The 12,483-nt window shown below is 75.4% G+C and carries 3 protein-coding genes; all 3 read right to left on the minus strand.

Annotation, left to right across the window (positions count from 1 at the left end; translation table 11 throughout):
• Positions 1 to 3,350: type I polyketide synthase (locus tag ACH4E7_RS44105; protein ID WP_396254864.1), on the minus strand; the 3,350-nt coding region annotated here is incomplete at its 3' end.
• A 74-nt stretch (positions 3,351 to 3,424) separates the two neighbouring features.
• Positions 3,425 to 10,135, minus strand: a complete 6,711-nt coding sequence (locus ACH4E7_RS44110) for an SDR family NAD(P)-dependent oxidoreductase (protein WP_396254866.1) — start codon at positions 10,133 to 10,135, stop codon at positions 3,425 to 3,427.
• Positions 10,136 to 10,214: 79 nt separating this feature from the next.
• Positions 10,215 to 12,483, minus strand: a 2,269-nt coding sequence (locus ACH4E7_RS44115; protein WP_396254865.1) for an SDR family NAD(P)-dependent oxidoreductase, incomplete at its 5' end; no start/stop codon positions are given.

Consider the following 12,483-nt stretch of genomic DNA (forward strand, 5'->3'; position numbering starts at 1 on the left):
TGGGCGGGGGTGGTGAGGGGGTCGGTGGGGGTCACGGCGACGGCGCCCTGGGTCAGCAGCCACAGCGGGGCCCGGACACCCGCGTCCCCCAGCGCCTGAACGAGGGTGAGCGTTCCGGTGAAGCCGGCGGACACCTGAAGGAGCCCGGGGTGGCCGCTGTCGTCGAGGGCGAGGAGTGAGACCACGCCCGCAGGTTCGATGCCCTCCGTCAGCAGCTCGCGCAGCCGGGCCGTCAGGTCCGCACGGCTCGACCCGGGCTTCGCCTCCAGCGTCACGGTCTCGGGGCCGTTGCCGAGCAGAGCCGTGACCAGGTGGTCCGACCCGGGCGGCACGACGGCGAGCCAGGTGCCGGACGGGATGGTCCCTGTCCCGGCCTCCGGGAGGGGTTGCCAGGTGATCTGGTGGCGCCAGGAGTCGATCCGGGACCGGGTGCGCTGTCGGGTGCGCCACTGGGCGAGTGCGGGCAGCGCCTCGCCCAGCCCGTCGTGGGCCGATCCGCCCGGCAGGTCGAGCAGCTCCGAGAGGGCGCTCAGGTCCTGGTTGTGGACGGCTTCCCAGAACCGGGTGTCGGTGGTGTCGGTGGTGGTGGTGTTGGTGGGTTCGAGCCAGTAGCGCTGGTGTTGGAAGGCGTAGGTGGGCAGGTGGACGCGGTGTGCGTGGTGGTGCTGGAGGATGGTGGGCCAGTGGAGTTCGATGCCGTGGACGTGGGCGTGGGCTGCGGCGGTGAGCATCTGGCGTAGGCCGCCGTGGTCGCGGCGCAGTGAGCCGAGGACGGGCGTGTCCGGGTGGTCCTGCGCATCGAGGGTCTGCCGCACCCCCACGGCCAGCGCCGGATGGGTGCTGCATTCCAGGAAGTGGGTGTGGCCGTCGTCGGCGAGGGTCTCGACGGTCTCGCGCAGCCGGACGGTCTGGCGCAGGTTGCGGTACCAGTAGGCGGCGTCCAGTTCGGTGCCGTCGACGCGCCGGCCGAGCACCGTGGAGTAGAGCGGGACGTCGCCGGTGCGCGGGGTCAGGTCGCCGAGCGCGTCGAGCAGGCGGTCCCGCACGGCCTCCACCTCGGCCGAGTGCGCGGCGAAGTCGACGTCCACCCACCAGGCCCAGATCCGCTCGCGCAGGCACGCGGCGGCGAAGTCCTCCAGTTCGGCGGTGGGGCCGGACACCGTCACGGAACCGGGCCCGTTGTCGGCGGCGAGGGACAGGGCCGGCCGTTCGGCGAGCATCCTGCGCGTCTCGTCCGCCGACAGGCCCACCGAGAGCATCCGGCCGGTTCCGGCGAGGTCGCGCAGGAGGCGGGAGCGGATGGCGATGAGGCGGGCGGCGTCGTGGAGGGTGAGGGCGCCGGCGACGCAGGCGGCGGCGATCTCGCCCTGGGAGTGGCCGAGGACGGCGGCGGGCTTGAGGCCCCAGGAGCGCCAGAGTTGGGCGAGGGAGACCATGACGGCGAAGAGGACGGGTTGGACGACGTCGACGCGTTGGGCGAGTTCGTCGGGGACGTGGCCGCGGACGACGTCGTCGAGGGACCAGTCGACCCAGGGGGTGAGGGCTTGTTCGCAGGCGTGCATGTGGGCGGCGAAGACCTCGTTGGTGTCGAGGAGTTCGACGGCCATGCCGGGCCACTGGGAGCCCTGGCCGGGGAACATCAGCACCACCCGGGACGCGGCCGCCGGGGTGACGGCTCCCGTGAACACATCGGGCGCGGTCTCGCCGCGGGCCAGCGCGTTCAGGGTCCGCAGGTAGGAGTCGCGGTCGTCGGCGGTGACGGCGGCGCGGTGGTCGAACAGGGAGCGGGTGGTGGCGAGGGAGAGTGCGATGTCGGCCGGGCGCTGTTCGGGGTGGTCGTTCACCCAGTCGTGGAGGCGGGCGGCCTGGGCGCGTAGGGCCTCGGGGCTGTGGGCCGAGAGTAGCCACGGTGCTGCCTCGGCGGCCGGGGTGGCCGGGTCGGACGGCTGCGGCTCCACGGCGCGGTCGGGGGCTTGTTCGAGGATGACGTGGGCGTTGGTGCCGCTCATGCCGAAGGAGGAGATGCCGGCGCGTCGGGGGTGGCCGGTCTCGGGCCAGGGGCGTTCCTCGGTGAGGAGTCGGACGGTGCCGGCGGACCAGTCGACCTCCGGGGTGGGCCGGTCGACGTGGAGGGTGCGTGGCAGTACGCCGTGCCGGATCGCCTGCACCGTCTTGATGACGCCCGCGACGCCGGCCGCGGCCTGGGTGTGGCCGATGTTGGACTTCAAGGAGCCCAGCCACAAGGGCTGTTCGGCACTCCGGTGCTGCCCGTACACCGCGATGAGGGCCTGTGCCTCGATCGGGTCACCGAGCCGGGTACCGGTGCCGTGCGCCTCGACGGCGTCGACGAGGTCCGCGGTGAGCCGGGCGTTGGCCAGGGCGGCCCGGATCACCCGTTGCTGGGAAGGGCCGTTGGGGGCGGTGAGGCCGTTGGAGGCGCCGTCCTGGTTGAGCGCGCTGCCCCGGATCACGGCCAGCACCTCGTGCCCGAGACGCTGCGCTTCCGACAGCCGCTCCACCAGCAGCATGCCCACGCCCTCGGCCGGGCCGAAGCCGTCGGCGGAGGCGGCGAACGCCTTGCAGCGGCCGTCGGGGGCGAGCCCGCGCTGACGGGAGAACTCCACGAGTGAGGCGGGCACCGGCAGGATCGCGGCCCCGCCCGCCAGGGCGAGGTCGCACTCGCCCTGGCGCAGCGCTTGCCCGGCCAGGTGCAGGGCCACCAGCGACGAGGAGCAGGCGGTGTCCACCGACACCGCCGGGCCCTCCAGGCCGAAGGTGTACGAGATGCGGCCCGAGGCCACGCTGGTGGCGGTGCCGGTGACCAGGTGCCCCTCGGCCTCCGCGGGCACGGGACCGATCCCGAGCCCGTAGTTCTGCGAGCCCACGCCGACGAACACGCCGGTGCGGCTGCCGCGCAGGGAGTGCGGGTCGAGTCCGGCCCGTTCGAAGGCCTCCCAGGAGGTCTCCAGCAGCAGCCGCTGCTGCGGGTCCATCGCCAGGGCCTCACGGGGCGAGACACCGAAGAAGCCGGCGTCGAACTCGGCTGCGCGGCGCAGGAATCCGCCCTCGCGCACGTAACTGCGACCGGCCCTGTCGGGGTCCGGGTCGTAGATCCCGTCGAGGTCCCAGCCCCGGTCGGCCGGCAGCGGGCCGATGGCGTCCCGGCCACCCGACACGAGCTCCCACAGCTGCTCGGGGGAGTCCACGCCGCCTGGGAAGCGGCAGCTGAGGGCGACGATCGCAAGGGGCTCCGACGCCCGGTCCTCGACGTCCTGCAACTGCTGCCGGGCGTGCCGCAGGTCGGTGGTGACCCGCTTGAGGTACTCGCGGAACTTCTCTTCGTTGGACATGCGTCAGCTCCTTGCGCCGGCCGTGTGTCGGCGCGTGGTGGTTCGGGAGGGGGCGGGAGTCGGGCGGGCCGTGCTCAGGGCCTTCCGATCTCCCGGTCGATGAGGGCGAACATCTCGTCGTCGCTGGCCGACGTCAGGTCGTCCGGGACGTGGCGTGCGGCCGGTGACACCTCGGCCTGGGCAGCCGTGCCCCGGTCCTTCCACCGCCACAGCAGCGTCTGGAGGCGGGCGGTGATCCCGTCCCTGTCGGCCTCGTCTGGCCGACGTGACGTCAGGAGCTCCTCCAGTCGGTCGAGTTCGCGGTGGAGCGGGTCCCCGGTGTCGCCGTCTTCGAGGAAGACGGTCTCCAGGAGGTGACGGGCGAGTGCCCGCGGTGTGGGGAAGTCGAAGACGAGCGTCGCGGGCAGCCGCCGGCCGGTCGAGCCGTTGAGCCGGTTGCGCAGCTCGACGGCGGTGAGAGAGTCGAAGCCCACCTCCCGGAAGGCCCGGTCGGGAACGACGGCGCCGGCGTCCGCATGGCCGAGGACGGCCGCGACGTGGCCGCGCACGAGGTCCAGCAGTGCCGCCTCCCGGTCGGCGGGCGGCAGCGCGCCGACGCGGCGGCGCAGTTCCTCGCCCGCGTCCGCGGTGCCGATGTCCGGACCGTTGCCGGCCAGGCGCCGACGGGTCGGGGCCGCCACCAGGCCGCGGAGCACGGTGGGCAACCCACCGGCGCGGTCGCGCTCGCGCAAGGCGGCCAGGTCGAGCGGCACGGGCACCAGCACAGCGTGGTGCTGGGCGGCCAGTGCCGCGTCGAACAGCTCCAGGCCCTGTTCGGCGGTGAGCGGCTTCAGACCGCCGCGCGCCATGCGGCGCAAGTCCGCCTCGGTCAGGTGTCCGGTCATCCCGCTCGACCGCTCCCAGAGCCCCCAGGCCAGCGAGAGCGCGGGCAGGCCGCGGGCGCGGCGGTGCTGGGCCAGGCCGTCCAGGAAGGCGTTGGCGGCGGCGTAGTTGCCCTGGCCGGGGGCGCCGAAGACACCGGCCGCGGAGGAGAAGGTGATGAACGCGGCGAGGTCCAGGCCCGCGGTGGCGTCGTGCAGCAGCCGGGCGGCGTCCGCCTTGGGCCTCAGCACCGCGCCGAGCCGCTGCGGCGTCAGCGCCTCCACCGTGCCGTCGTCGAGCACGCCGGCCGCGTGCACCACGGCGGTCAGCGGGCGGTCGGCGGGGACGGCGTCGAGCAGCCCGGTCACGGCCTCCGAGTCGGTGAGGTCGCAGGCCGCCACGGCGACCCGGGCGCCCAGTGCGGAGAGTTCGTCCGCGAGCTGCGCGGCGCCCTCGGCGGCGGGGCCCCGGCGGCCGGCCAGCAGCAGGTGCCGCACGCCGTGGGCGGTGACCAGGTGGCGGGCGAGCAGGGCCCCGAGCGCGCCGGTGCCGCCGGTGATCAGTACGGTGCCGTCGGGGTCGAGCGGGGCGGGCACGGTGAGGACGAGCTTGCCGGTGTGGCCGGCACGGGACAGCTGCCGGAACGCCTCCGGGGCCTCGCGCACGTCCCGCACGGTGAGCGGCAAGGGCCGCAGGGCCCCGGCCGTGAAGAGCCGCAGGATCTCGCCGAGCATCTCCCGGATGCGCTCGGGGCCGGCCTCGACCAGGTCGAAGGCCCGGTACCGGAGGCCCGTCGGGACGTTCTCGCGGATGTCGGTCTTGCCCATCTCGATGAACCGGCCGCCGTCCGCGACCAGCCGCAGCGAGGCGTCGACGAACTCCCCGGCGAGCGAGTTGAGCACCACGTCGACCCCGCGCCCCCCGGTGGCGGCACGCAGGCGCTCCTCGAAGTCGAGCGAGCGCGAGGAAGCGATCCGGTTCTCCGCCAGGCCGGCGGTGCGCAGCGCGTCCCACTTGGCGGGGCTCGCCGTCCCGTACACCTCCGCGCCCAGGTACCGGGCGAGCTGGACGGCGGCCAGGCCCACGCCGCCCGCTGCCGCGTGGATCAGCACGGACTCGCCCGGCCGCAGGCCGGCCAGGTCCACGAGCGCGTAGTACGCCGTCAGATGGACCACGGGCACGGCGGCGGCCTCGGCGAAGGTCCAGCCCTCCGGCATCCTGGCCAGCGTGCGGTGGTCGGTGACCGCGGTGGGCCCGAAGGCGTGCGCCAGCATGCCGAACACCCGGTCGCCGGGGGCGAAGCCGGTCACGTCGGGAGCGGTCTCGACGACCACGCCCGCGCCCTCGCTGCCGAGCGTGCCGCCTCCCGGGTACATGCCCAGGGCGACGAGCACGTCGCGGAAGTTGAGTCCGGCGGCCCGGACCGCCACCCGGACCTCACCCGGTGCGAGCGGCCGCAGCGCCTCGGGGGCCGGGACGAGCGCGAGGCTCTCGACGGTGCCGCCCGCCCCGGCGTCGAGCCGCCAGGCCGGCTCACCGGTCGGCGGCAGCAGGGCGTCGGCGCCCGGCCGGGCCAGGCGCGCCGCGTGGACGACGCCGGCGCGTACGGCGCACTGCGGCTCGCCGCTGCTCAGCGCGGCCCGGATGCCGTCGGCCGGGGCGACGGGGCCGTCGCCGTCGCGGTCCACGAGGACGAAGCGCCCGGGGTGTTCGGACTGGGCCGAGCGCACCAGCCCCCACACGGCCGCCTGCACCGGGTCCGCCGGGCGCTCGCCCGGGGCGACGCGTACCGCGCCGCGGGTGACGAACACCAGGCGGGCGGCGTCCCAGCGGGTCCCGGCGAGCCAGCCCTGCAGCAGGCCCAGGGCCCGGGCGGTGGCCTCGTGCGTGTCCGACGCGTACCGGCCGTCGCACCGCACGAGCACGGCGTCGGGGACGGGGCGTCCGGCGGCGAGCGCCGTATCGAGTGCGGCCAGGTCCGGGTGGGTGTCGACGGTGTGCCCGCCGGGGGCCGGGTGGCCGGCCGGCTCGTCGCCATCGGTGAGCACCGTCCAGGCCCCGTCGGCCGGGGCGGCGTCGAGGGCCGGCCAGTCGAGCCGGAACAGGGCGTCGCGGTGTGCCGGGCCGGTCGGGGGTGCGAGTCGGCCGGGCAGCGGTCGTACGGTCAGCGACTCCACCGACGCCACCGGGTGGCCGGCGCCGTCCGCGAGCCGCAGGGCCACCGGTCCGCGCCCGAGGCCGCCGCTGAGCCGGACCCGCAGCGCGGTGGCGCCCACCGCGCTCAGCGTCACCCCCTCCCAGTGGAAGGGCAGGTGTCCGGTGCTCCCGGGGTCGTCGCCGGGCGCGGTCAGGAGCAGGGTGTGCAGGGCGGCGTCGAACAGGGCGGGGTGCAGCCCGTAGCGCCGGGCTTCCGCGTGGGCGTCCTCGGGAAGGGCCACTTCCGCGTAGAGCTCGCCGCCGTGCTCCCAGGCGGCCCGAAGACCGCGGAACAGCGGGCCGTAGTCGAGCCCGGCGGTCAGGAACCGGTCGTACACGTCGCCGACGTCGACGGGCACCGCGCCGGCGGGCGGCCACGCGGTCGGGTCGCCGTCGGAGGCGGGCGCGGAACCGGAGGGGTCGGGAGCGAGGACGCCGTGCGCGTGGCGCAGCCACGGCTCGTCGAGGGCCGCGCCCTCCGGGCGGGAGTGGACCGCCACGGCGCGCCGGCCCGCCCCGTCGGGTGCGTCGAGCCGTACGACCAGCTGGAGTGCGCCGTCCTCGGGCAGCGGCAGGGGGTTCTCCAGGGTGAGCTCCTCCACCCGGTCGCACCCCGCGGTCGCGCCGGCGTGCAGGGCGAGCTCGACGAACGCCGTGCCCGGCAGCAAGGGGCCGTTGACGCGGTGCTCGGTGAGCCACGGCTGGGTGTGCGCCGAGAGCCGGCCGGTGAGGAGCAGGCAGTCGTCCTCCGGGACGGTGACGAGCGCCCCGAGCAGCGGATGACCGGCCGCGCCCAGGCCGGCGGCGGTCGGGTCCCCGCTCGCCGCCGCGGCGTCCAGCCAGTAGCGGCGGTGTTGGAAGGCGTAGGTCGGCAGCTCGACCCGCCGGGCGTCGGTGTCGGCGAACGACGCCGCCCAGTCCACCGGGACGCCCCGTACCCACACCTCGGCGAGCGAGCGCAGGAACCGGTCCAGGCCGCCGTGGTGGCGCCGCAGTGTGCCCGCGACGACCGTCGGCCGCTCGCCGGGCCCGTCCGCGTGCAGCGTCTCGTCCATCGCCGAGGTGAGCACGGGGTGCGGGCTCACCTCGATGAATGCGCCGTGCCCCTGCCGGGCCAGTTCGGCGATCGCCGGGGCGAAGCGGACCGTCTGCCGCAGGTTGCGGTACCAGTACGCGGCGTCCATGCCGCCGCCGTCCACGAGCCGGCCGTCGACCGTGGAGAACACCGGGATCCGGCCGGGCACCGGCCGGATCCCGGCCAGGGCCTGCGCCAGCTCGGCCTCGACGGCCTCCACCTGCGGGGCGTGCGACCCGTAGTCCACCGCGATCCGCCGCACCTGCACCCCGGCCCGCTCGCGTTCCGCCACGAACGCGTCCAGCGCGGCGCTGTCACCCGACACCACCGTGGAGCCGGGCCCGTTGACCGCCGCCACCGCCAGACCCGGCCCGGCCGAGCCCAGCCACTCCCGGACCGCCGCCGCGGGAGCCTCCACCGCGACCATCCCGCCCGTCCCGGAGAGGGCCCGCAGCACCCGGGAGCGGGCGACCACCACGCGCGCCGCGTCCTGCAGCGAGAGCGCCCCCGCCACACAGGCGGCGGCGATCTCGCCCTGCGAGTGGCCGACCACCGCCGCGGGCTGCACCCCGTACGACCGCCACGTCTCCGCGAGCGCCACCATGACCGCGAACAGCGCGGGCTGGACGACGTCCACCCGCTCCAGCGACGGCGCCTGCGGATCGCCCTCCAGCACCGCCAGCAGCGACCAGCCGGTCAGACCGTCCAGGACCTCGGCACACTCCCGGAGCCGGGCGGCGAACACGGGGGACGACGCCAGCAACGACGTGGCCATGCCGCCCCACTGCGCGCCCTGGCCGGGGAAGACGAACACCGCCCTGCCCCCGGTGTCGGCCCGCCCGGTGACCGCGGCCCCGAGCGCGGTCGTCCCACCGACCGTCACCTCCCCGGCCGGAAGCCGCAGGTCGGCTCCCGTCAGCGTGGCCAGCGCCTGCCCCAGCTGCCCGCCGTCCGTGCCGATCGCCACCGCCCGGTGCTCGAACACCGAACGCGTGTCGGCCAGCGACAGTCCGACATCGGCCGGACGCAGCCGCGGGGCCGCCTCGACGTGGGTGCGCAGCCGGTCCGCCTGGTCGCGCAGCGCCTCCGTGGCGCGGGCCGACAGCACCCACGGCAGAGCGCGGCCGTCGGCCCCGGTGCAGGAGCCGTCGGCCCCGGTGCCGGACGCGACGTCCGGGGCCGGCGCCGCCTGCGGGTCGAGCTGCGGTTCGAGGCGCGGGTCAAGCTGCGGGTCGAGCTGCGGTTCGAGGCGCGGGTCAAGCTGCGGGTCGAGCTGCGGGTCGTGCTCCAGCACCACGTGGGCGTTGGTGCCGCTGATGCCGAAGGACGACACGCCGGCCCTCCGCGGCTGCCCGTCCTCCGGCCACGGCCGGGCCTCCGTGACCAGCCGGACAGCCCCGGACGACCAGTCGACGTGTGGCGTGGGCTCGTCCACGTGCAGCGTCCTCGGCAACGTGCCGTACCGCATCGCCAGTACCGTCTTGATGACACCCGCCACGCCCGCCGCGGCCTGGGTGTGGCCCAGGTTGGACTTGAGCGAGCCCAGCCACAACGGCTGGTCCGCAGAGCGGTCCTGACCGTACGTCGCCAGCAGCGCCTGCGCCTCGACCGGGTCCCCCAGGGTCGTGCCGGTGCCGTGCGCCTCCACCGCGTGCACCTGGGCGGCGGAAAGCCGGGCGTCGGCCAGGGCCTGGCGGATCACCCGCTGCTGGGCGGGGCCGTTGGGGGCGGTGAGGCCGTTGGACGCGCCGTCCTGGTTGACCGCGCTGCCCCGGACGACGGCGAGCACCCGGCGCCCGTTGCGGCGCGCGTCGGACAGCCGCTCCAGCGCCACCAGGCCGACGCCCTCACCCCAGCCGGTGCCGTCCGCCGCCGCCGCGAACGGCTTGCAGCGGCCGTCGGGGGCCAGTCCCCGCTGCCGACTGAACTCGATGAACATCAACGGGCTGGAGATCACGGTCGCCCCGCCCGCCAGTGCCAGGTCGCACTCACCCCGACGCAGCGCCTGGCAGGCCAGATGCAGCGCGACGAGCGACGAGGAACAGGCGGTGTCCACCGTCACCGCGGGCCCCTCTAGGCCGAGGACGTAGGAGATCCGGCCGGAGGCCACCGACATCGCATTCCCGGTGGCCAGGAAGCCCTCGACCTCCTCGGGAGGCGTTCGCAGCCCCGCCGTGTAGTCCTGCATGCCGGTGCCGACGAACACGCCGGTACGGCTGCCGCGCCAGGTGTCGGGGGACGCGCCGGTCCGTTCCAGCACCTCCCACGCCGTCTCCAGCAGCAGCCGCTGCTGCGGGTCCATCGCCAGGGCCTCCCGCGGCGAGATCCCGAAGAACTCCGCGTCGAACCCGGCGGCGTCGACGAACCCGCCGGACCGGACGTAGCAGGTGCCCGGGTGGTCGGGGTCCGGGTCGTGGAGGGCATCGAGGTCCCAGCCGCGATCAGTGGGGAAGCCGGTGACGGCGTCCTTGCCCTCGGTGACCAGCTGCCACAGCTCCTCCGGTGAGGACACCCCGCCGGGCAGTCGGCACCCCATGGCCACGATGGCGATCGGCTCGACGGCCGCGCCCTCCACCTCCTTGAGGCGCTCGCGCGTCTCGTGGAGTTCGGCCGTCACCAGCTTCAGGTAGTCGACCAGCTTGTTCTCGGTCACCATTGTCCGCTTCTTCCCGCCTTCTCGACGTGCCGGATCCCCGGCTGGTAGTGCTGGTTCGGTTTCTCGTCAAGCCGCTTCAGGACAAGCCGAGTTGGCTGTTGATGAAGGCGATGACCTGGTCCGGCGACGCCTCCTCCAGCTGCTCGCTCACCGTGGTCCCGGCGCCCTCGGGGCGACGCTCGGACCAGGTGGCCGCGAGGCGCCTCAGTCGTGCCGACACCGCGCCGTGGTCCACGTCCTCCGCGTCGGCGGCGGCCAGCGCGGCCTCCAACCGGTCGATCACCGCGATGACCCCACCGGGCCCCCGCTCAACGCCTCCCGACCCACCGGCCAGATGGGCGGCGAGCACGGCGGGCGTCGGGTGGTCGAAGACCAGCGTCGCCGGCAGGCGCGAACCCAGGGCGCGCTCCAGCCGGTTGCGCAGGTCCACTGCGGAGAGCGAGTCGAAGCCCATCTCCTTGAAAGCCCGTTCGGGTTCGACCGTGCCCGGGGTCCGGTGGCCGAGCACGGCGGCGACCTGGGAACGTACGACATCGAGCAGCGCCGCCTCCCGCTCCTGCGGCGGCAGCGCGCCCAGCCGTTCCGCGAGCGCGCCGTCGACTTCGCGCTCCTCCCGGGTCCGCGTCCGGACCGGGGCCAGTTCGGCGAGCAGCGGGCTCGGCCGGACGGCCGCGAAGGCGGCGGCGAACCGGTCCCACTCCGCGTCGGCAACCAGCACCCCGGTCTCCTCCCGCTCCACCGTGCGGCGAAGCGCCGCCAGCGCGAGCCGCGGCTCCATGGGGGGCAGGCCCTCCCGCCGCAGCCGCTCGGCGAGTGGTCCTGCGGCCATGCCACCGTCAGCCCACGGGCCCCAGGCCACCGCCGTGGCGGGCAGGCCCTCGGCCCGGCGCCGTTCGGCGAGCGCGTCCAGGAAGGCGTTGGCCGCCGCGTAGTTGCCCTGCCCCGCGTTGCCGATGGCCCCGGCCAGAGAGGAGAACAACACGAAGGCGGACAGCCCCTGACTTCTCGTCAGTTCATCGAGGAGGAGGGCGGATTGAGTCTTCGCACTGAGAACGTCGGCGAGACGTTCGGCCGTCAGCTCGTCCAGCAGACCGTCGTCCAGCACACCCGCGGCATGGAGCACGGCCGTCAGCGGCCGCTCCTCGGGAATCCCGTCCAGAAGCGCGGCGAGTGCCTGCCGGTCGGTGACGTCGCAGGCCGCGATGGTCACCGAGACGCCCGCCACCTCCAGTTCGGCCCTCAACTCGGTTGCGCCCGGCGCATCGAGGCCCCGTCGGCCGACCAGCAGCAGGTGCTCCGCGCCCGCCCGGGCGAGCCAGCGGGCGGCGTGCGCGCCGACCGCCCCCGTGCCGCCCGTGATCAGGACCGTGCCCTGCGGCTGCCACGGCCGTGCCGACACCGCGCCACCGGCGGGCAACCGGACGAGACGGCGAGCGAGCGGCCCGCCGGAACGCAGCGCCACTTGGTCCTCGGCGCCCGGGCCGGCCAGGACGGCCGCCAGCCACCCAGCGCCCCGCTCGTCCAGGACGTCCGGCAGGTCGATCACACCACCCCAGCGGGAGGGGTGCTCCAACGCGGCCACGCGCCCCAAGCCCCAGACCGCGGCCTGGGCGGGGTCGGCACCGGCCTCGTCGCCCGGCCCGTCCGCGGTCACGGCACCCCTGGTCAGGCACCACAGCGGCGCGGACACGTCCGCATCCCCGAGGGCCTGGGTCAGCGACAGCGTCCCGCCGAGCCCGGCCGGAACGGCCGACAGGCCGGGGAACACGCCGTCGGCCGCAGCCAGCAATGACACGACACCGGTCGGAGCCGACACTCCGTCCAGGGCCTCGGCCACCCGACGGGCGATCACCTCGCGCCGCAGCTCCCCGGTCGGCAGCTCCAGTACGACCGGCCGGGCGCCGTGGGCGGCGAGCGCCCGCACCACGGCGGCCCCCGGCTCCCTGGTGGCGGCGCCCGCCGGCGACACGACCAGCCAGGAGCCGTCCAGCACCGGCGGCTGGACGGGCTGGGGCAGCGGCCGCCAGGCGAATCCGTGACGCCACCCGTCGGCGGCCGACTCCTCGCGGGAGCGGCTGCGCCAGGCGGCGAGCGCCGGCAGCGCGCTGCCCAGCGGCGTGTCCGCGGCCACGTCGAGCGCCGCTGCGAAGGCCTGGGCATCGCCGTTCTCGATCAGCTGCCAGAACGAGTCGGTGGTGTCGTTGGTGGGTGCCGGGTGTTCCTGGGTGGGTGTGAGCCAGTAGCGCTGGTGTTGGAAGGGGTAGGTGGGGAGGTCGAGGTGGGTGGTGGGTGGGGTGGGTCGGGTGGTGGGGTGGCCGTGGGTGTGGAGGGTGGCGAGGGTGGTT

Source organism: Kitasatospora sp. NPDC018058 (genome assembly GCF_044327205.1).
Taxonomy (GTDB): Bacteria; Actinomycetota; Actinomycetes; order Streptomycetales; family Streptomycetaceae; genus Kitasatospora.